This window comes from Burkholderia sp. AU33423, assembly GCF_002223135.1.
Classification (GTDB): domain Bacteria; phylum Pseudomonadota; class Gammaproteobacteria; order Burkholderiales; family Burkholderiaceae; genus Burkholderia; species Burkholderia lata_D.
Genome location: NZ_NKFH01000007.1, coordinates 1,047,809 through 1,068,001, shown reverse-complemented (window position 1 = coordinate 1,068,001; position 20,193 = coordinate 1,047,809). Strand labels below are relative to the sequence as shown.

Genomic DNA, 20,193 nt, shown 5'->3' with positions numbered 1-20,193 from the left:
CCGACGCCCAGCCCCCTGGGCGCGGACGACCGGGCGCCGGCCGGGCACGGATTCGAACCTGCGGAACGCCGCGCCGGCGTGGCCGGACACGCGACGGTGACGATCGATCGTCAAACCACGTCAGACCCGCTTTGCCGATCGATCCGCGATGGTTAGAATTGCTTCATGCCTCAAGCCCCCGCCCCCACTAACGCCCCCGAAGCAAGCGCCGTCCCGGTCAAGGAACGCGCGACCATCGTCTGCTACCGCGGCGAACAAGTCCTGCTCGTCGCCCGCGCGGCGTCGCGCTGGGCCCTTCCCGGCGGCACGATCAAGCGTGGGGAATCGCCGCTCGAAGCCGCGCATCGCGAGTTATCCGAAGAAACCGGCATGACCGGCCAGCATCTCGTCTACTCGATGCAGTTCACCGGCCTCGCCAAGATCCATCACGTGTTCTTCGCGGAAGTCGGCCCGGACCAGACGCCGCAAGCGAACAACGAGATCGAGAAATGCAAGTGGTTTCCGATCGACAACGTCGACGGGTTGCGCGCCAGCATTCCGACGAAGCGGATCGTCGAACTCGTTTACCAACACGAAATCAGCAAGGCGTAGCGCGCGACGGATGAGCGTATTCACGAGCCGGCGGCCGGCTCAAGTCGTTCTTCTTCGTGGATCCGCGACGCGCGAGCGCTCAGAGCGCGCGCTTTCTGCGTAGTTCGCGTGTGGAATAGACGATGAGGAAGATGCCAAGCATCGCGGCGCCGGACGCCATGAAGTCGTTCGCACTTCCCGAGCTTTGCAGGGATCTCGGGAAAATGCCGAGACTCAATCCTGCGGCAGCAAGAAGCAATCCTGCAGCCACGCCCCAGATCGGTCCGGCGGTCTTGTCGATTTTATTTTTCAAGCAGCACCCGTCTACAGTCATTACCTGAACGGTATCGGCAAGGGACGCCGCGTCTACCTTCAGTGATTCGACTATAGCCCGGAAAAAAGTCGCAAACTTTTAGTGCTTTTCCCGATCAAGTTTTGGCGATTGCAACCGCTGGCGCTGTCGTGCAATTGCCACTCGATTGAAGCGCGCCGGGTCGAAAAGATGAAATGGGGTGGCGGAAGGCAGCAGGAGTCGAACCTACCCGGGAGTGTCTGACACCCCCAACTGGATTTGAAGTCCAGCCGTACCACCGGATACGAATGCCTTCCGTGGGGAAAAGAACCAAAAGAACAACGAGCGCCTACGCCTGAATACCCGCCCAACCGCTGTCAGGCCGCAGGAAGTGAAGATCGCGGTGGAAGCGAGTATACCCAACCCGGTCGAAGAACTCGAGAATCTGGATCGCGCGCTTGCGACCGAGCCCCGTCGCATCGCGGAACGTCGCGGCATCGAGCCCGCCGGCGGGCGACGGCGCAAGATGCGCGACCAGTTCCGCCAGCTCGCGCACCACGTCCGCGTGATAGAACAGGTCGCGCACGACCTGGTGCACATCGCCACGCCGCGCGAGCTTGCGCAGCAAGGCGCGCACCGCGTCCTCGGCCGCGCCCGTGTCGCGGGCCAGGTCGCGCACCCAGGGCGGATCGAAGCGCCCCGCATGAATCAGCGGCAGCAGTTGCTGCGCCAGCGCCTCCTCGCGCGGCGCGAGGCTCACCGAATGCGACGGCAAGTGCAGCCACGGCCCGCTTCGCGCGACTTCGCCGCCGGCCACCAGCGCATCGACGAGCGCGCGCCACAGCGCATCGCCGGCGAGCGGCGCTGACATCCGCCGCAACCGCGCGGCGTCGAGCCCCTGCTCGTCGGGCATACGCTCGTGATACGCGCGCAGCGTATCGATCGCCCGCGTCTGCAGCGCGCGCCAGTGCGCCTGGGCAATCACCGCGCCGTCGTTCGACGCGGCGTCGCGCTGCCCGATTGCCAGCGCGTCTTCCGGCAACGCCAGCGCATTCGGCGCGAAACCCGTCAGATGCGTGAGCATCGCGCGCGGGATGCCGAGCGGCGCCTGCGCGAGCAACGCATCGAGACGCGCTTCGTCGAGCCATTCGGCCAGCGCGTCGAGCCATGCGCGGCGCGCAGGCGTACGACGCTTGCGCGCCGGCCCGAACGGATCGAGCACGCGGCCGCCGCCGACCGTGCGCGTCGCCTGCGGATTGCGGACGATGAACCGGTCGCCCGGCAGCGCAAACACCGGCTCGTCGAATACCAGTTGCACGCGCATCCGCTGGCCGGCCGCGAGCGTATCGCCGTCGAGCAGCGCGACATGCGCAACGCGATGCAGCGTGCCGAGATGCACGTGCAGCGGCGCCCAGTGCGTCAGTGTGAGCCCCGCGTCCGCGAGCAGCGTCAGCTCGACGTCGAGACGCGGCGACGTCGCGACGAGCCGCGCATCGGCGACGGTGTCGCCTCGCTCGACATCCGCCTTGTCGACCGCGGCCAGATTCAGCGCGCAACGCTCGCCCGCGCGGCCGGCCTCGACCGGCCGGTTCTGCGCATGGATGCTGCGCACGCGCGCCGCGCCGCCCGTGCGCACGATCGCGAGCGTGTCGCCGGTCGCGACGCGGCCCGAGAACGCGGTGCCCGTCACGACGGTGCCCTGCCCCGCGAGCGTGAACACGCGATCGACCGCGAGCCGGAACAGCCCGTCATCGCGGCGGGCGCGCCACGCGATCGCCGCGTCCGCCAGATAACGTTTCAACGCGGCGACGCCGGGATCGTCCGCCGCCGTCGCACGCGTTTCGAAAATCGGCACGCCGGCCAGCGTCGAGTCGTTCAGCCACGTGGCGATCTCGTCGCGTACTTCGGCCACGCGCGCGGCCTCGACGCGATCGCACTTCGTCAGCGCGACGGCGCCATGCGTGACGCCGAGCAGCTGCAGGATCGCGAGATGCTCGCGCGTCTGCGGCATCACGCCGTCGTCGGCGGCAATCACGAGCAGCGCGAAGTCGATCCCGCATGCGCCGGCCGCCATCGTATGGATCAGCTTCTCATGGCCCGGCACGTCGATCAGGCCGAGCACGTCGCCGTTGTCGAGCGGCGTATACGCGTAACCGAGCTCGATCGAGATGCCGCGCGCCTTCTCTTCCTTCAGGCGATCGGTGTCGACGCCCGTCAGCGCACGCGCCAGCGTCGTCTTGCCGTGGTCGATGTGTCCCGCGGTACCGACGATCATGCAGCAGGCCCCGCGAGCGGCACGCATTGCGCAACGAACACCGCCTCGTCGGCGGCTTCGAGGCAGCGCAGGTCGAGCCGCAGTGCATTGTCGGCGACGCGACCGATCACCGGGCGCGGCCATTCGCGCAGCCGTTTCTCGAGCTGCGCCAGTGCACGGCCGCCGCGCTTGCCGTCCGCCGTGCGTACGACGAGCCCTGCGCTCGGCAACTGGTCGACCGGCAGCGCGCCGCTGCCGATCTGGCTGAACATCGGCTCGACCGTCACGCCGAAACCGCTGCCGAGCGCGGCCTGCAGCACCGGACGCACGCGTTCGGCGGCCTCGGCGATCTCGCGCTGCGGGCGCGTCAGCAGCCGCAGCGTCGTGAGCCGGTCGCGCAGGAATTCGGGCGACTGGTAGAGGCGCAGCACCGGTTCGAGCGCCGCGAGCGTCAGCTTGCCGACGCGCAGCGCGCGCTTGAGCGGATGTTTCTTGATCTTCGCGATCAGCGCGCGATCGCCGACGATCAGGCCGGCCTGCGGCCCGCCTAGCAGCTTGTCGCCGCTGAACGTGACAACGTTTGCGCCGGCGGCGACGGTTTCCTGCACGGTCGTCTCGTGCGGCAGGCCCCATTGCGACAGGTCGGCGAGCGTGCCGCTGCCAAGATCGACGGCCACCGGCAGCCCGTGCTCGCGCGCGAGCGGCGCGAGTTCGGCGAGCGTCGCCTCCTTCGTGAAGCCGCTGATCGCGTAGTTGCTGCAGTGCACCTTCATCAGCAGCGCGGTGCGCGGGCCGATCGCCTCCGCGTAGTCGCGCAGATGGGTGCGGTTGGTGGTGCCGACCTCGCGCAGCTTCGCGCCCGCGCGGCTCATGATGTCGGGAATGCGGAATGCACCGCCGATCTCGACCAGCTCGCCGCGCGACACGACGACTTCCCGCTTCGTCGCCAGCGCCGACAGCGCCAGCAGCACGGCAGCCGCGTTGTTGTTGACGACGGTCGCGGCTTCCGCGCCCGTCAGTTCGCACAGCAGATCGTCGATCAGGTCGTCGCGATCGCCGCGGCGGCCCGTGGCGAGGTCGAATTCAAGGTTGACCGGCCGCGTCAGCACGTCGACCACCGCGCGCACCGCGTCGTCGGGCAACAGTGCGCGCCCGAGGTTCGTGTGCAGCACGGTGCCGGTCAGGTTGAACACGGCGCGCACCGCGCCCGCGCTCTGCGCGGCCAGCGTGCGCGCGACGGCCGCGGCGATGCGCGGCTCGTCGAGCGGCTCGGCCGCTGCCGGATCGTGTTGCGCGGCGGTACGCCAGCGTTCGAGCTCGGCACGCACGGCGTTCAGCACGCGCGTGCGGCCAAAGTCCGCGATGAGCGGTTGCAGCGGCGCCGACGACAGCACGCGCTCGACGGACGGCACGCGCGCCAGCACCGCATTCAGTTCATTCACACCCGGTTCGGTCACGTAGTGGTGGCTCCAGTCTCATGCTTCGCAGCGGGCCGGCGCCGGTGCTCGCGCACCGCCCCGGCCCGTGCCGTCAATTCGCGTCCCGCGAAACATCCGGCCACAGCAGCGGGTTCGGTGAACTGCGCTGGTAGCCGGCTTCGTTCATCAGCAGGTCGAGCGTGAGACTCGCGAGATCGTCCGCCAGCGGCTCGAACTCGTAGTCCTTGTCCTGATAGCCGATCTTGCGATAGGTCTTGCACTCGTCGCACGATTCGGCCTTGACGGCTTCGCTGCCGCCCTCGATCCCGTGATACGCGATGCCTTTCGTCGAATCGCAGTGCGAGCACTTCGTGCGCACCATGTGCCACTCGGTCGTGCACAGCCCGCATTGCAGGAAACGGTAGCCCTGGTACTGGCCGCCGACCCGCACGACGCTCGCGACCGGATGCGTGCCGCACACGGGGCACAGCCCCGGCTGGTCGAGATACGGGACGTCGGCCGGCGCCACGCGGCTGGCGAGGTCCGTCCAGACGACCTGCAGCGCGGCCATCAGGAACGGCGCGGTAGCCGGGTCGACTTCGGCGAAACGCAGCGCGAGGATCGCGTCGGCTTGCGCGTCGAGTTCGGCGGGCGCCATCAGGCGCAGCCGGTCGAGCAGCTTCGCGAGCTGCGGGTTGACGAGCCCGGCGCCTTCGACGCGGTCGAGCAGTTCGTACAACACGGCGCGCCAGCGCGGATCGCGCTCGCCGTCGAGCGCCGGCACGAGCGGCATCGAGTGCTCCTGCGCACGCGCGATCGCTTCCTTCGACGGCAGCGGCAGTTCGAGCGTTTGCAGCGTCGCGTGCTGCGCATCGGCGACGGTGGCCATCAGCCGCAGGTAGCCGCTGATCGGGTTCAGGTCGGCCAGCTTGCGCAGCCGCGCGGCGCGCGCCGAGAACGCGGTGGCGCGCTCCGGCAGGCGAAAGCGCGGGATGGCCGAATGATCGAGTGCCGAGATCTCGGTCGGTTCGAGAATGCGTTGTGTCACAAATATATCTTCCAAAAAAACAAGCGCCGACGCATCGGCGCTTTCGGGCAGTTCCGGCGAAGGAGCGGAACGGCCCGCCGCGATCGGCGAGCCGCCCCGCTCCGGTGCGTCACTTCACGCTTTCACGGAACCACTTCGGGTGATGCTTGCGAGCCCAGCCCAGCGTGACGGTGCCGCGCACCATCGCGCCGATCGAGCCCTTCACCCACAACGCCGCGTAAATGTGCACGATGATGCTCGCGATCAGCACGAAGGCCGCCACGGCATGCACGACAGCGGCCGCGCGGATCACCCCGATCGGGAAGTAGAACGAGAAGTAACGCCGCCAGATCACGACTCCCGACAGCAGGAGCAGCAGCAGGCACGCGACCAACGTAAAGAATAGCAGCTTCTGCCCGGCGTTATAGCGCCCGACGGGCGGCAGCTTGTCTTCCTGGTTGGTCAGCACGTCGCCGATCTGCTTGAGCCACTGCCGATCGTCCGTGTCGAGCGCGTTGTGGTGCCAGAAGCGCACCACCAGGATCGCGAACGACACGAACATCACGAGGCCGACGAACGGATGCAGGATCCGCGTCCACTGGCCGCCGCCGAACAGCGCGGTCAGCCAGAACATCGACGGATGGAACAGCGCGAGCCCGGACAGCGCGAGCAGCACGAACGTGATCGCGGTGATCCAGTGGTTCGTGCGCTCGTTCGGCGTGTAGCGGACGATCAGGTTAGGGTCGTCGTGGTTCATTTCACGTCCTCCTTGATGCGTCGCGCTTCGTCGCGCGCGGCTTGTTCCTCTTCGTCGCTCACCTCGTTCGGACCGACGCGGACGTAGTGGAAGAACCCGGCGAGCGCGGTCAGCGCGAGGCCGGCCACCGCGAGCGGCTTCGCGATGCCCTTCCACAGCTTCACCATCGGGCTGATCGACGGGTTGTCGGGCAGCCCGTGGTACAGCGACGGTTTGTCCGCGTGGTGCAGCACGTACATCACGTGCGTGCCGCCGACGCCCTGCGGGTCGTACAGCCCCGCATGCTCGAAGCCGCGCTCCTTCAGGTCCTCGATCCGCTCGGCCGCGTGCTGCTTCATGTCCTCCTTGGTGCCGAACACGATCGCGCCCGTCGGGCAGGTCTTCACGCAGGCCGGTTCCTGGCCGACCGCGACGCGGTCGGAACAGAGCGTGCACTTGTACGCGCGATGATCCTTCTTTGAGATCCGCGGCACGTTGAACGGGCAGCCGGTCACGCAATAGCCGCAACCGATGCAGTTCTCCTCGTGGAAATCGACGATCCCGTTGTTGTACTGCACGATCGCGCCCGGCGACGGACACGCCTTCAGGCAGCCCGGATCCTCGCAGTGCATGCAGCCGTCCTTGCGGATCAGCCACTCGAGGTCACCGGCCGGGTTCTCGTATTCGGAGAATCGCATGACCGTCCACGAATGCTCGGTCAGGTCGGCCGGGTTGTCGTACACGCCGACGTTGGTGCCGACCTCGTCACGCAGGTCGTTCCACTCCATGCACGCCGTCTGGCATGCCTTGCAGCCGATGCACTTCGATACGTCGATCAGCTTCGCGACGCTCCCGGTCACCGGTTCGCGCACCGTGGGCGGTGGCGTCGTGGTGGCCGAGACGCGCTTGATATCCAGCGATTGCAATGCCATCTCTTTCCCCTTACGCCTTTTCGACCTTCACCAGGAACGACTTGAATTCCGGTGTATAGGAGTTGCCGTCACCCACGGACGGAGTCAGGGTATTGGCGAGATAGCCGGGCTTCGTCAGACCCTTGAAGCCCCAGTGCAACGGGACGCCGACCGTCTGGACCTTCTTGCCGTCGACCGTCAGCGGCTTGATCCGCTTCGTGACGAGGGCGACCGCGATGATGTAGCCGCGCTTGGACGACACCTTCACGCGCTCGCCATGCGCGACACCGACTTCCTTCGCGAGGTCTTCGCCGATCTCGACGAATTGCTCGGGCTGGATGATCGAGTTCAGCCGCGCATGCTTGGTCCAGTAGTGGAAGTGCTCGGTCAGCCGGTACGTCGTCGCCACGTGCGGGAAATCCGCCACCTTGCCGAACGACGCGCGGTCGTCCGGGAACACGCGGGCAGCCGGGTTGTTCAGCGCCTGCGGGTTGTTCGGGTGCAGCGGGTTCGCGTCGAGCGGCGTCTCGAACGGCTCGTAGTGCTCGGGGAACGGACCTTCGTTCATCCCCGCCCGTGCGAAGAAGCGTGCGACACCTTCCGGGTTCATGATGAACGGCCCCATCCCGTTCTCGGGCGACTCGTCAGCCTTGAAGTCGGGAATGTCGGCCCCCTTCCACGCGCTGCCGTTCCAGCCGATCAGCTTGCGGGTCGGGTCGAACGGCTTGCCGGCGACGTCGCACGACGCGCGGTTGTACAGGATCCGCCGGTTCGCCGGCCAGGCCCACGCCCAGTTCAGCGTCTGGCCGATGCCAGTCGGGTCGGAGTTGTCGCGCCTCCCCATCTGGTTGCCGGCCTGCGTCCAGGCACCGCAGAAGATCCAGCAGCCGCTCGCGGTCGTGCCGTCGTCCTTCAACTGCGCGAACGCGGCCAGCTGCTCGCCCTTCTTCACGAGCGTCTTGGTCGGATCCTTCGGATCGGGCAGATCGGCGAGCGCCTTCCCGTTGAACTCCATCGCGAGCTCTTCGGGCGTCGGGCTTTCCGGGTTCGCGTACGGCCAGGTCAAGTTGACGATCGGATCCGGGTACTTGCCGCCGTCCTTCTGGTACATCTTGCGCATGCGCAGGAACAGCCCCGACATGATCTCGAGGTCGCTGCGCGCCTCGCCCGGCGGCTCCGCGCCCTTCCAGTGCCATTGCAGCACGCGGCTCGAACTCACGAGCGAGCCGTTTTCCTCCGCAAAGCACGTGGTCGGCAGACGGAACACCTCGGTCTGGATCTTCGATGGATCGACGTCGTTGTAGTCGCCGTGATGCTTCCAGAACTCGGAGGTTTCGGTCGCGAGCGGATCCATGATCACGAGCCACTTCAGCTTCGCGAGGCCGGCCGCTGTCTTCACCTTCGACGGCGACGCCGCAAGCGGGTTGAAGCCCTGGCAGATGTAGCCGTTCATCTTGCCGGCATTCATCAGCTCGATCACCTGCAGCAGGTCGTACTGCTTGTCGAGCTTCGGCAGGTAGTCGTAGCCCCAGTTGTTCTCGGCGGTTGCCGCGTCGCCCCACCAGGATTTCATGAAGCTGACGTGGAAGGCCTTGTAGTTCTTCCAGTAGCTCAACTGGTTCGGCCGCAGCGGCAGCTGCACGCGCTTCTTGATGTAGCCGTCGAAATCCTGCTCGGATTGCATCGGTAGCGTCATGTAGCCGGGCAGCAGGTTCGACATCAGCCCGAGGTCGGTCAACCCCTGGATGTTCGAGTGGCCGCGCAGCGCGTTCATCCCGCCGCCGGCGATGCCGATGTTGCCGAGCAGCAACTGCACCATCGCGCCGGTGCGGATCATCTGCGCGCCGATCGAGTGGTGCGTCCAGCCGAGCGCGTACAGGATCGTGCCGGCGCGGCCGGGAACGGCGGTGGTCGCGAGCATCTCGCACACCTTCAGGAACTTCTCCTTCGGCGTGCCGCACGTCTGCTGGACCATGTCCGGCGTATAGCGCGCGTAGTGCTGCTTCAGCAGGTTGTACACGCACCGCGGATGCTGCAGCGTCGGGTCGACCTTCACGAAGCCGTCGTCGCCGCGCTCGTAGTCCCAGCTCGATTTGTCCGGGTACGCGTGCTTCTCCGCGTCGTAGCCGGAATAGATGCCGTCGTTGAACGCGAAATCCTCGCGCACGATGAACGAGAAGTCCGTGTAGTTCTTCACGTACTCATGCTGGATCTTGTCGTTCGTCAGCAGATAGTTGATGACGCCGCCCAGGAAGACGATGTCGGTGCCGGTGCGGATCGGCGCGTAGTAGTCGGCCACCGAGGCCGTACGCGTAAAGCGCGGATCGACGACGATCAGCCGCGCCTTGCGGTGCGCCTTCGCCTCCGTTACCCACTTGAAACCGCACGGATGGGCCTCGGCTGCATTGCCGCCCATCACGAGAATCACGTCCGCGTTCTTGATGTCGACCCAATGGTTCGTCATCGCTCCACGGCCAAACGTCGGGGCAAGACCTGCCACCGTCGGGCCATGTCAGACACGCGCCTGATTGTCGAATGCGAGCATCCCGAGACTGCGGATGGTCTTGTGCGTCAGGTAGCCGACCTCGTTGCTGCCCGCCGACGCGGCCAGCATGCCGGTGGTCAGCCATCGGTTGACCTTCGCACCGTCTTCCGCCGTCTCGACGAAGTTCGCGTCGCGGTCGGCCTTCATCAGCTTCGCGATGCGGTCGAGCGCGTCATTCCACGAAATCGGTTCCCACTTGTCCGAGCCGGGCGCACGATACTCGGGGTGCGTCAGGCGGCTCGGGCTGTGGATGAAGTCGATCAGGCTCGCGCCCTTCGGGCACAGCGTGCCGCGATTGACGGGATGGTCGGGATCGCCTTCGATGTGGATGATGCTCGGCTGGGCGTTTTTCGCGCCGTCTCCGAGGCTGTACATCAGGATGCCGCAACCCACTGAACAGTAAGGACAGGTGTTGCGCGTTTCGACGGTGCGCGCCAGCTTGTACTGTCGGACTTCGGCGAGCGCTTCGGATGGAGAGAAGCCCAGCAGGGCTAGACTCGATCCGGCAAGCGACGTTGCCGTCACCTTCAGGAACTGGCGCCGGGACATTTGTAGCATGGCTGGTCTCGGCGTTATTGTGGGGGTGAGGAAACTGAAAGGAATTATAGACAGTTCGCGCAACTATGTTCGAATCTTCGGATCAATACTGAATTGTCTGATTACCAACGATGATCCGCGTTCGCCGCGCCACCGAAACGTCATGAAACGACAGATCACCTCCGAAGCCACCCGTCTCGCGCAACAACAGGCCAACTGGGCCCTCACCGCGTTCAAGCGCTTCTCGTCCGACCGCTGCTCCGCGATGGCCGCGGGCATCGCCTTTTTCTCCGCGTTCTCGCTCGCGCCGATGCTCGTGATGGTGATTGCCGTGGCCGGCTGGTTCTACGGCGACGATGCCGCGCGCGGCCAGGTGTTCGAACAGGCACACCAGCTGATCGGCGACGACGCGGCGGCCAGCATCCAGACGATCGTGCAGAACGCGCACCGCGCGGGCGAGCGCGGCGGCGTGGCAACCCTGATCTCGTTCGCCGCGCTCGCGATCGGCGCGTCGGCCACCTTCGCGTCGCTCAGCGCCGCGCTCAGCGTGATCTGGCCGGCCACCGAGAACCGCTGGTCGAGCATGCTCGGGCTCGTGCGCGTGCGGCTGATCTCGTTCGGGCTCGTGCTCGGCGTCGCGTTCCTGCTGATCGTGTCGCTCGTGCTCGACACCGCGATCACGTTCATCGGCACCTGGCTGCTGGGCGATTCGCCGTATGTGGTCGTCACGAACCTCGTGCAGTTCTTCGTCGGCATCGCGGTGCTCGCGGGCGCGTTCGCGTCGTTGATGAAGTTCCTGCCCGATGCGCGCGTCGCATGGCGCGACGCCGCGATCGGCGGCATCGTGTCCGCGATCCTGTTCTCCGGCGGCAAGAAGCTGTTCGCGCTGTACCTCGCGCGTGCGGGCACCGCAAGTGCATTCGGCGCAGCCGGATCGTTCGCGGTCCTGCTGATGTGGCTGTACTTCTCCGCGATCGTGCTGCTGCTCGGCGCGGAATTCGCGGCAGCCCGCGGCAACGCGCATCGGCCGGCCACGAACCCGTCGCCTGCCGCGTCCGGCGACGCAGCTCAACCCACCCAACCCGGCCGCGCCGACAATCGCCCGCACGAAGACTGAACGACCTGCCCGGCGCAGAACGCACCGCGCATCGATTCCGCGCGCCCCGCACACCCCCTATCCCTACGCAACCCCGTCGTCGGCCGCGCATTCGCGCGGCGTTGACGCGCGCTTTACACGCCGGCGTATGCACGCCTGCAATCGCAAACGTTTGCACACCCTCGTTTCCTTGCTGCCACGGGCCGAAACAGGGGATTTGCCGCACGGTGCGTCAACTACTGAAACAATCGCGGCGCAGCAATTGTCAACTATTTCAAAAACAGGAACAGTCGTTGATGTGCTTGATATATATGGACTTTTTCCCGCTGTTACCTTTTCGAGACACTTTATTTTTTAAGCTTTCTTGCGTGTATGGCACTGAGCTATTCTCCAATCCGCAACAAATAACGATGAATCACTTGCGTGGAGAATCTCAACGATGAAGAAACTTGCTCTCTCGACCCTCTCGCTCGCCCTGCTGGGCGCCGCTGGTGCTGCTCAGGCGCAGTCGAGCGTGACGCTCTACGGCGTGATCGACACGTCGATCACGTACGTTCACGGTAACGCCGGTCAAGGTAACAATTCGTGGTCGATGGGTAGCGGCAACCTGCAAGGCAGCCGCTTCGGCCTGAAGGGTTCTGAAGACCTCGGTGGCGGCCTGAAGGCGATCTTCCAGTTGGAAAACGGCTTCAACTCGGCATCGGGCGCACTGGGCCAGGGTGGTCGCATGTTCGGTCGCCAGGCATTCGTCGGTCTGCAAAGCGACCAGTACGGTACGCTGACGCTGGGTCGCCAATACGACCCGCTCGTGGACCTGGTTCAGGCAGTCACGGCTGACAACTACTTCGGCAGCGTGTTCGCCACGCCGGGCGACGTCGACAACAACGACAACAGCCTGCGCGTCAGCAACGCGATCAAGTACACGTCGCCGGTATTCTCCGGCCTCCAGTTCGAAGGCATGTACGCACTCGGCGGCGTCGCCGGCTCGACCGGCAAGGGTCAGACGTGGGCCGCAGCCGCAGCCTACAACAACGGCCCGCTGGGCGTGGCTGCTGGTTACTTCCACGCGAACAACGCGGCCGCCCTCACGGCCGGCAAGCGCGGTACCTGGACCGGTACGTCGGACGCAATCTTCGACGGCGACTCGGGCACGACCTTCATCAACAACGCGTTCGTGTCGTCGACGTCGATCGGCATCGCGCAAGTGGCAGCCCAGTACGCATTCGGCCCGGTGACGGTCGGTGCCGGCTACAGCAACGCCCAGTACAAGGCGGACGGCGCCTCGACGTTCGGTACGAACCAGAAGTACAACACGGGCCGCGGGTTCGTCACGTACCAGGCATCGGCACCGCTGCTGCTGGGCGTCGGCTACATCTACACGAAGGGTAGCGGCGACAACAACGCCAAGTACCATCAGGTTTCGCTCGGCGCGGACTACTCGCTGTCGAAGCGCACCGACGTGTACCTGGTTGGCGCATATCAGCACGCAAGCGGCCACAACGCCGACGGCAGCGATGCGCAAGCGTCGGTCGGCTCGTACGGCATCGCCGGCAAGAGCTCGCAGGAAATCGTCGCGCTCGGCCTGCGTCACAAGTTCTAAGAAGTACGTTTCCGGTGTGCATGGCGTCTCCGACGCCTTGCCGCCGACCTGGAAAGCCAGTCATCGGTTTCGGCCGTGGCTGGCTTTTTTTCGTCCGTCGCCAGCGGGCCGACATGGCCTGCACCGGCCGGCGGCCGATGCCCGGGCACCCGATGCACGTCGGTTGGCCAGCAGCGGCGCCTGGCGGCTGCAATGCGCCTGGAACGCGATTTCCTGACACCAGGTTCACTCGCGGTGCGCGCGCCGCACGACTACCATGCGCACTGTCGGTGCCACGGCTCCGATGCGACGGCCGTTCGCCCCGGCGTGTCGATTTCGACGCTCCTCATCCGTCGTATCGAGGTCGGCACGCGATTTGCGCCCCGACCCATACAGACAGGAGATACGCCATGACGATTCAGAAGATCACGCCTTTCCTCTGGTACGCGGCGGAAGCAGAAGAAGCCGCCGCCTTCTATGCGGGCATCTTTCCGGATTCGCGCATCGTGCGCGTCACGACGGTGCCCGGCACCGACGGCACGCGGATGGTCGAATTCGAGCTGTTCGGGCAACCGTTCTTCGCGATGAGCCACCCGCGCACCGATACGTTCAACCATGCGATCTCGCTGCTGGTCAGTTGCGCCGACCAGGCGGAACTCGACCGCTACTGGAACGCCCTGCTCGACAACGGTGGCACGGCCGACGCCTGCGGCTGGCTGAGAGACCGCTACGGCGTGTCGTGGCAGATCGTTCCGGAAACGCTGATCCCGATGATGTCCGACCGGGACACGGTCAAGGCCACGCGCGTGGCCGCCGCGATGATGCAGATGATCAAGCTCGACGACGCCGCGCTGAAAGCCGCCTACGCGGGTACGGCGGGCTGACGAAGCACGTCGCACGACGCATGCGCGATGACGCGCCGGATCGCCGACTGGCTTCCGGCTCGACCGCATGCGCGTGCGACTGCCGCGCCAATGCCGACGATCTTCATCGGCGTCGCCCCCAAGCCGGCCACGTGCGCGGCATCCGCCGCTACGTCGACAGCATCGATTCGACCGTTCGCCGCGCGTAGCCGATGAATGCAGCGAGGGGTTCGCCCGACAGGATCGCCGCATCCTCCTCGCCGCCGAGATAGGCGGCACGCGCCGCCGCGACAAGCGGCCGGTATGGTTCCGGCAAGCGTTCCAGTACCCATGTCGCCGCGACGTCCTTCGGCGCGATCCTGCCGGTCGCGGCGCTGTACCAGATGCGCGCGAGCGCGAGCGCGAGCACCACGTTGCGCTCGTCGCCGCGCCAGTCCGGTTCGGCATTCCACTGCGCAACCGTCGCCAGCAGCGCGGCGACAAAATCCCGTGCGGGCACTGGCTCGAAAAGCGCCGCCGCCGGCGGGCCGGCCAGTACGACACTGTGCTGCCGCACCTTCGTCAACAGGATCGCCAGATCGTGATCGACGAGCGCCGGTTCGACGATGCCGGCCTCGAGGTCGTGACGCAGCCATTCGCCGAACTGCAGTTCGCGACGCGCCGGATGACGCCACGGCACGACTTCATCGTGCGCGACGACGGTCACTTCCAGTGCGCGCACGCCGTCGGCGCGACCGGGCGGCTCCGACACGGCGAGCAGGTCGAGCATCAGTGCGTGCCGCGTCGATTCGTCGGGCCGGGCCGACACCGTCACCAGTACGTCGACGTCGCTGCGCGGCTTCAATCCGTCGTCGAGCGCCGATCCGAACAGGTGGATTGCCTTCAGCGTCGCGCCGAGATGCCGCTCGATCGTGTCGCACGCGGCGGCGACCTGGGCGGCGATTTCGTCGGGAATGGATTCAGTCACGATGCGTGTGCCTCGCAATGCGCACGCAACCCGCACAGCGAGCACGACGGGCAGCGGCGGATCTGCAAGCGCGCAGAGGATTGCCGTTCGTCATCGCGCGTGCGCGGCGCGTCTTCCGTCGTGCGTCACGCGTCGAAGCGGACCTTCCGCCATGTCGCTGCGTGGCTGCCGCGCGATTTGCGCAGCGCAATAAAAATCCCCGCACGCTTTCGCGTACGGGGATCGTCGGACATCGCAACGGCTGCCGACATGCATTCGCATTCGGCAACCGCTGCGCGGCATTACGCCGCCGCGTCCTTCAGCTTCTTCAGCGCACGTGCCTTCACGCGCACGCTGGCCGGCTTCGCCGGGAACCAACGCTCTTCGCCCGTGAACGGATCCTTGCCGAAGCGCTTCTTCTTCGCCGGCACGACTTGCGCCGTGATCTTCAGCAGACCCGGCAGCGTGAACTCGCCCGCGCCCTTCTTGTGGACCGAGCCCAGCACGACGTTCTCGAGTGCGACGAGCACTGCCTTGACAGCCTTCACTTCGACAGCTGCGCGCTCAGCGATGTGCGTTGCGAGCGATGCCTTCGTGAACTTGTCCTTCAGCGGCGTCGGAGCGGCCGGTGCCGCCTTCGCGACAACCTTCTTGGCCACTACTTTCTTCGCGGGCGCAGCCTTTTTGGCAGCCACTTTCTTGGTGGCCGGTGCGGCAGCCTTCTTGGCCACCTTTTTTGCGGAAGTCGCCATGTTTCTCCTACCAGGTGTGGTCGTTGGATACACGAAGCGTGCAACGCGCGCGCTTCAACGCCGGATTCTACAAGCGCCTTGACGCTTCGTGCAGTACTTTTATGCGTTTTCGCGGGGTTTCCCGCAGGTTTTTTTGCATGCGACCGATTTCATCGACGCTCCAGCATCAAAAAACGCCTTCACGTAGGCACCCGAATGCGAATTACGTTCGATATTTGCGCACCTATACTGGGCTCGCTCAATGCCCGGATGCCTCCATGCGCGAAGCCAGATACGTCAAAGGACTCGACGGCCTGCGAGCCCTCGCCGTCATCCTCGTTTTCCTGTCCCACAAGGGCCACGTCCTTGCCGTCGACGTCGGCAAGCTTGGCGTGTGGACGTTTTTCCTCATCAGCGGATTCCTGATCGTCGGCGAGCTGCATCGCAACCGCCAGGCGGTCGAGCGCGGCACCATGACGCGCCGCCATGCGTTCGCGCTGTTCCTCGCGAAGCGCGCGCTGCGGATCTTTCCCGTGTATTACCTGCTGCTCGCCGCGCTCGCGATCGCGCACGCGCTGTTCTACCAGCGCGGCGTCAATCTCGGGCTCGCGTGGCACGCGGTGTTCCTGTCGAATTACTGGATCGGTGCCGTCAAGGACGGCTGGCCGGGCTCCACGTCGCACTTCTGGAGCCTCGCGGTTGAACAGCAGTTCTATCTGATCGCGCCGCTCGCGTTGCTCGCGGTGCCCGCCGCGCGACACGTCGCGCTCGGCATCGCGGCCATCGTACTGTGCGCGCTCGCACATCTCGCGCTCTACCGGTACGACGCGTCGCCGGTGCTGATCTATGCGTTTTCCCCGTGGAATTTCGCGCTGATCGCGCTCGGCGGCGTCGGCGCGATGGCGCTCGCCGATCGCGGTGCGGCCGCCGTGCGCCGCATTCCGCCCGGCTGGCTCGGCGCGGCCGGCGTCGCGTTCTTCCTCGTGCTGCCTGCATGCACGACCTTGCCCGACACGATCGCGGGGCTCGCGGATCTCGGCCTGTCCGCGTCGCTCGGCGCGCTGCTGCTGTGGATCGTCAGCGAACCCGAGCATCCGGTCGTGGCGCTGCTCGACTGGGCGCCGCTCGCCTATCTCGGCACGATCAGCTACGGCTTCTACCTGTTCCACAACCTGATTCCGGCGCGCTTCGGCGTGCTGCCCGCGCACGTCGCGCACGTGGCCATCCCTGAAATCGTCCGCGACGCGCTACCCGAACTGCTGCAGTTCGCGCTCGCCGTGCTGCTCGCGCACCTGTCCTGGCGCTATCTCGAAAAGCGGCTGCTTGATTTCAAGAAGCCGGTCGCCGCGATGCTGGCCCGGCGTTTCGTCGCGCGGCCGACCCCGTCGGCGCGTTGAACGCGGCACGGACGCGGCAACGGTTGAACTGAAAACCGCGATTCCGGTCACGCCCGGAAGCCGACGCGCGGCGAGCGAGCCGTCGCGCCATCGACCGGCGCCGGCATAGCCGGTGCGGTCACGAACGTCGATGTGCGTCGCGTAACCGGGCCGCCGACCCCGTCATCCGGGCGCCCGCCGCGGCACCGGTTTCAGCCGTGACGTCCGTTCTCGCAGGAGCGCCCCGCTCCGCACGCAGCCCCGATCCTGAAGCCGGTCCGCCACGACATACACGCCGACGGCGCGCACGCCGATCGTGCACTGGCGCCCCCGCACACGCAAAAAAGCCCCGGCGCGCAAGCGGCCGGGGCCAACGGAACAACCACCACCTGAAACAACGGAGCGCGCGGCTGCCTAGGCGACAGCAGCCAGCGCGGGCAAGCAGGTACGCAGGTAGGCCTCGAATTCGCGGCTCACTTCCGGATGCTGGAGCGCGAGCTCGACGGTGGCCTTGAGATAGCCGATCTTGCTGCCGCAGTCGAAGCGCGTGCCGTAGTAACGATACGCGAGCACCTGCTCGTTCGCGAGCAGCGACTGGACGGCATCGGTCAGCTGCAGCTCGCCGCCGGCACCCGGCTTGAGCTTGCGCAGGTGATCGAAGATCGTCGGCATGAACACGTAGCGGCCGACCACGCCGAGATTCGACGGCGCATCTTCCGGCGCCGGCTTCTCGATGATGCCCGACAGCTTGATGATGTCCTCTTCCCATTCGCGGCCTTCGACGACGCCGTACGAGCGGCTGTCCTCGCGCGGGATCGTCTCGACCCCGATCACCGAGCTGTGATAGTGGTCGAACACGTCGACGAGCTGCTTGAGCACCGGCTGTTCGCCGTGCAACAGGTCGTCGGCGAGAATCACCGCGAACGGCTCGCCGTGCACCAGCTTCTCCGCGCACAGCACCGCGTGGCCGAGGCCGAGCGCTTCCGGCTGGCGCACGTAGAAGCAGTTCACGTGGCTCGGCTTGATGCCGCGCACCAGTTCGAGCAGCTTTTCCTTGCCGCGCGCCTCGAGTTCGGCCTCGATCTCGTAGGACTTGTCGAAGTGATCCTCGATCGCGCGCTTGCTGCGCCCGGTGACGAAGATCATCTCGGTGATACCGGCGTTGATCGCTTCCTCGACCGCGTACTGGATCAGCGGCTTGTCGACGACGGGCAACATTTCCTTCGGGCTCGCCTTCGTTGCCGGGAGGAACCGCGTGCCGAGACCGGCAACGGGGAACACGGCCTTGGTGACTTTCAACATGTTCGCATCCTGATTGCGTTGACTGCGCCGCGTCGACCAGCGACCCGGCGCGATTGTGTTCCGAACGGCATATCGAGAATCGACGGTACTGCCAATTCGACTCCGCTCATTTTCGATATGGACTGATTGCCCAATGATTCCAAAAAAAATATAATCGTTTCAACCCGGTCGATATTGCCGAACCGAGTGCCGGGGCAGAAACAAATTACCGATTTTCCGGATACAAATTCTTACGATTCGAATTCCTCGATATAGGGCACGCCGCCCCGTTCGAGACCCGGGCGAATCGGTTCGTTCTTCAGCGCCTCACGGTACGCCGACAGCACGGCCATGACCAGCAGTACTGCAGCGCTCGCGATCCAATGCATGTCCATCTTGCCGCTCCTTGCATCAATCAACTGGAGCTTCAAACTATCAGAAAAAAATCGGTAAATAATTGACCCGCCTCGCGGAACCGCTTTCCGAGCGCGATAAAACCATGATGTGGAATTCCGATATTTCCCGGCGAGATTTTTTTATTCATTGATCGAATTCTTGCGCATTACGATTGGATGAAACTTCCCGTCCATCCGTCGCAAGGAATCGAATCGCATGCAAGCTTTCAGCGGATCGTCTCTGACCGCGCCGCCCGTCGCCGATCACAAGGAACACGTGATCGACGCGATGCGCGGCTTCGCGGCGCTGCTCGTCGCCTATTTCCACTGCCGCCAGGTCGTCTGGGGCGGCATGCAAAGCTTCCATCAGGCTTACGGCCATGCGCTCACCCCGAGCGCGATCGCCGGCTACCTGACCTTCCCGTTCGCGTGGGGCTCCGCCGGCGTGCCGATCTTCTTCGTGATCAGCGGCTACTGCATCCACCGCAACGCGGCGCTCAAGCTCGCAGCCGATCCCGCGTACCGGCTCGACGCGCCGAACTTCTGGGTGCGCCGGTTCGCCCGCATCTACCCGGTGCTGCTCGCCGCGCTGCTGTTTACGCTCGCACTCGACTCGGTCAGCCTGCAGATCGAGCCCGTCAGCCACAAGATCCGCGACGTCGGCCTCGTCGCGTTCCTCGTGAACCTGTTCTCGCTGCAGGGCGTCGCCGGCTACACGTACGGGTCGAACGGCGCGCTGTGGACGCTGTCGCTCGAAGTGCAGTTCTACGCGATCTACCCGCTGCTGTTCGCGATCCGCCGGCGCATCGGCATGCCGGCGGTCGTGGCCGCGGTCGCGCTCGTCAACGTCGCATCGGCGTGGCTGCTCGAACGGCACGACCTGCAGTTCTTCACGTCGTACTGGCTGTCCTGGACGATCGGCGCGTGGATCGCCGACGTGCGCGCGCAGCCGGCACGCGGCGCGGCCGCCGTGCCGTCGCGCGCGTGGTACGGTGCGGCCGCCGTGCTACTGGCCGCCGGCTGCGGCGCGTTCCATTTCGGCCAGTACGGCGCATTCCAGCTGTGGTCGGCCGGCTTCGCGTGCTTCCTTTATCGCGCGCTCGCCCGTCCTCCGCGCCCGACGCCGCCGCTGCGCGTGCTGAGCTGGTTCGGCGACTTCAGCTACTCGCTGTACCTGATCCACCTGCCGCTGTTCGTCTGCCTCGGCTCGGTGCTGTTCCATTCCGAGCTGCAGCTGTCGATCTGGCCTTCGTTCGCGTTCATGGCCGCCGCGATCCCGGTCGCGTATGTGTTCTACCGGATGTTCGAACGGCCCGCGATGACGTGGTCGGCCAGCTTCAAGCCGGCTCGCCCTGCCCGGGTCGTTTCGGCGGCACCCGAACGGGCCGTCTGACCCGGCCGGAACGCTTTCCCGAGCCCTCGCGCGGCGGTACGCTGCGCGGGGGCTTTTTCATGGCCTGAGCGCGCCGGCAAGCCGGGTTGGCGGGATGGGGTAGCCCTCCGGCGTGCGACGGCGCCACGACCCGCACAGGCCGTCTCCGACCGATTTTCTCCACGCAGGCTGCCTGGGTGTCGCCTTCTCGGGTCGCCCCCACGCGCCGCCGTCTTCTCCGACGTCTCGCACCGCCGTCCAGCA

Annotated in this window: 17 protein-coding genes and 1 tRNA gene; 6 read left to right on the top strand and 12 right to left on the bottom strand. The window is 65.9% G+C overall.

All coding sequences use genetic code 11. From position 1 onward, the window contains the following. The first annotated feature begins 165 nt into the window (after window positions 1-165). On the top strand, window positions 166-591 hold the full coding sequence (locus tag CFB50_RS23410; protein WP_089447414.1) for an NUDIX hydrolase: 426 nt from the start codon (window positions 166-168) through the stop codon (window positions 589-591). Between the two features lie 79 nt (window positions 592-670). Here the strand turns inward: CFB50_RS23410 and CFB50_RS23405 are convergent, their stop codons facing one another. The 8 genes from CFB50_RS23405 to fdnG all read right to left on the bottom strand — a co-directional run bounded on the left by CFB50_RS23405 (window position 671) and on the right by fdnG (window position 10,311). Beyond that, window positions 671-883, bottom strand: a complete 213-nt coding sequence (locus tag CFB50_RS23405; protein WP_083266065.1) for a hypothetical protein — start codon at window positions 881-883, stop codon at window positions 671-673. 200 nt (window positions 884-1,083) lie between these two features. Further along, window positions 1,084-1,179: transfer RNA gene (locus tag CFB50_RS23400), tRNA-Sec, on the bottom strand. A gap of 32 nt (window positions 1,180-1,211) precedes the next feature. After that, window positions 1,212-3,137: a selenocysteine-specific translation elongation factor gene (selB, locus tag CFB50_RS23395; protein ID WP_089447413.1), complete on the bottom strand. Its 1,926-nt coding sequence runs from the start codon at window positions 3,135-3,137 to the stop codon at window positions 1,212-1,214. Next, window positions 3,134-4,573 carry an L-seryl-tRNA(Sec) selenium transferase gene (selA, locus tag CFB50_RS23390; protein WP_089447412.1) on the bottom strand — a complete coding sequence of 480 codons (1,440 nt, stop codon included), beginning with the start codon at window positions 4,571-4,573 and terminating at the stop codon, window positions 3,134-3,136. Before selA ends, selB begins: the two co-directional genes overlap by 4 nt. Before the next feature lie 73 nt (window positions 4,574-4,646). Continuing rightward, window positions 4,647-5,582 (bottom strand): formate dehydrogenase accessory protein FdhE, encoded by a 936-nt coding sequence (gene fdhE / locus CFB50_RS23385; protein ID WP_179254217.1) that lies wholly within the window; start codon window positions 5,580-5,582, stop codon window positions 4,647-4,649. 109 nt (window positions 5,583-5,691) lie between these two features. Then, window positions 5,692-6,318, bottom strand: coding sequence for a formate dehydrogenase subunit gamma (locus CFB50_RS23380; protein ID WP_089447410.1), 627 nt, complete (start codon window positions 6,316-6,318; stop codon window positions 5,692-5,694). Beyond that, window positions 6,315-7,229 (bottom strand): formate dehydrogenase subunit beta, encoded by a 915-nt coding sequence (gene fdxH, locus CFB50_RS23375; RefSeq protein WP_089447409.1) that lies wholly within the window; start codon window positions 7,227-7,229, stop codon window positions 6,315-6,317. The genes CFB50_RS23380 and fdxH overlap by 4 nt, the downstream gene beginning before the upstream one ends. Window positions 7,230-7,239: 10 nt before the next feature. Further along, window positions 7,240-10,311, bottom strand: coding sequence for a formate dehydrogenase-N subunit alpha (gene fdnG, locus CFB50_RS23370; protein ID WP_144020686.1), 3,072 nt, complete (start codon window positions 10,309-10,311; stop codon window positions 7,240-7,242). A gap of 142 nt (window positions 10,312-10,453) precedes the next feature. Between fdnG and CFB50_RS23360 the strand changes: the two genes are divergently transcribed. From CFB50_RS23360 to CFB50_RS23350, 3 genes are all read left to right on the top strand, one after another. After that, entirely contained in the window at window positions 10,454-11,407 is a 954-nt protein-coding gene (locus tag CFB50_RS23360; RefSeq protein WP_089447407.1) for a YihY/virulence factor BrkB family protein, read from the top strand. Between the two features lie 418 nt (window positions 11,408-11,825). Further along, on the top strand, window positions 11,826-12,986 hold the full coding sequence (locus CFB50_RS23355; RefSeq protein WP_089447406.1) for a porin: 1,161 nt from the start codon (window positions 11,826-11,828) through the stop codon (window positions 12,984-12,986). Window positions 12,987-13,375: 389 nt separating this feature from the next. Beyond that, window positions 13,376-13,849, top strand: a complete 474-nt coding sequence (locus CFB50_RS23350) for a VOC family protein (RefSeq protein ID WP_089447405.1) — start codon at window positions 13,376-13,378, stop codon at window positions 13,847-13,849. 148 nt (window positions 13,850-13,997) lie between these two features. Here the strand turns inward: CFB50_RS23350 and CFB50_RS23345 are convergent, their stop codons facing one another. Then, entirely contained in the window at window positions 13,998-14,795 is a 798-nt protein-coding gene (locus tag CFB50_RS23345) for an AadA family aminoglycoside 3''-O-nucleotidyltransferase (RefSeq protein WP_089447404.1), read from the bottom strand. 281 nt (window positions 14,796-15,076) lie between these two features. Continuing rightward, a complete protein-coding gene (locus tag CFB50_RS23340; protein ID WP_011355701.1) occupies window positions 15,077-15,526 on the bottom strand; it encodes an HU family DNA-binding protein in 450 nt (149 codons plus the stop codon). Between the two features lie 257 nt (window positions 15,527-15,783). Between CFB50_RS23340 and CFB50_RS23330 the strand changes: the two genes are divergently transcribed. Next, window positions 15,784-16,902, top strand: a complete 1,119-nt coding sequence (locus tag CFB50_RS23330) for an acyltransferase family protein (protein ID WP_089447403.1) — start codon at window positions 15,784-15,786, stop codon at window positions 16,900-16,902. A gap of 393 nt (window positions 16,903-17,295) precedes the next feature. Here CFB50_RS23330 and galU read toward each other — a convergent pair whose 3' ends face one another. Continuing rightward, complete coding sequence (gene galU, locus CFB50_RS23325; RefSeq protein WP_011548079.1) at window positions 17,296-18,183, bottom strand: UTP--glucose-1-phosphate uridylyltransferase GalU; 888 nt, start codon at window positions 18,181-18,183, stop codon at window positions 17,296-17,298. A gap of 230 nt (window positions 18,184-18,413) precedes the next feature. Then, the gene (locus tag CFB50_RS39600) at window positions 18,414-18,557 is read right to left on the bottom strand and encodes a hypothetical protein (RefSeq protein ID WP_006479318.1); all 144 of its coding nucleotides are present in this window, start codon (window positions 18,555-18,557) and stop codon (window positions 18,414-18,416) included. A 217-nt stretch (window positions 18,558-18,774) separates the two neighbouring features. On the opposite strand from CFB50_RS39600, the gene CFB50_RS23320 reads away from it, so the two are divergent. Continuing rightward, entirely contained in the window at window positions 18,775-19,950 is a 1,176-nt protein-coding gene (locus tag CFB50_RS23320; protein ID WP_089447402.1) for an acyltransferase family protein, read from the top strand. The last annotated feature ends 243 nt before the right edge of the window (window positions 19,951-20,193 follow it).

Bases quoted from the DNA above. Each gene is read 5' to 3' on its own strand.
- CFB50_RS23350 (WP_089447405.1), top strand. From the start codon at position 13,376: ATGACGATTCAGAAGATCACGCCTTTCCTCTGGTACGCGGCGGAAGCA.
- CFB50_RS23330 (WP_089447403.1), top strand. From the start codon at position 15,784: ATGCGCGAAGCCAGATACGTCAAAGGACTCGACGGCCTGCGAGCCCTC.
- CFB50_RS23320 (WP_089447402.1), top strand. From the start codon at position 18,775: ATGCAAGCTTTCAGCGGATCGTCTCTGACCGCGCCGCCCGTCGCCGAT.
- CFB50_RS23380 (WP_089447410.1), bottom strand. From the start codon at position 6,318: ATGAACCACGACGACCCTAACCTGATCGTCCGCTACACGCCGAACGAG.
- CFB50_RS23360 (WP_089447407.1), top strand. From the start codon at position 10,454: ATGAAACGACAGATCACCTCCGAAGCCACCCGTCTCGCGCAACAACAG.
- CFB50_RS23340 (WP_011355701.1), bottom strand. From the start codon at position 15,526: ATGGCGACTTCCGCAAAAAAGGTGGCCAAGAAGGCTGCCGCACCGGCC.
- fdxH (WP_089447409.1), bottom strand. From the start codon at position 7,229: ATGGCATTGCAATCGCTGGATATCAAGCGCGTCTCGGCCACCACGACG.
- selB (WP_089447413.1), bottom strand. From the start codon at position 3,137: ATGATCGTCGGTACCGCGGGACACATCGACCACGGCAAGACGACGCTG.
- CFB50_RS23410 (WP_089447414.1), top strand. From the start codon at position 166: ATGCCTCAAGCCCCCGCCCCCACTAACGCCCCCGAAGCAAGCGCCGTC.
- CFB50_RS39600 (WP_006479318.1), bottom strand. From the start codon at position 18,557: ATGGACATGCATTGGATCGCGAGCGCTGCAGTACTGCTGGTCATGGCC.
- galU (WP_011548079.1), bottom strand. From the start codon at position 18,183: ATGTTGAAAGTCACCAAGGCCGTGTTCCCCGTTGCCGGTCTCGGCACG.
- CFB50_RS23355 (WP_089447406.1), top strand. From the start codon at position 11,826: ATGAAGAAACTTGCTCTCTCGACCCTCTCGCTCGCCCTGCTGGGCGCC.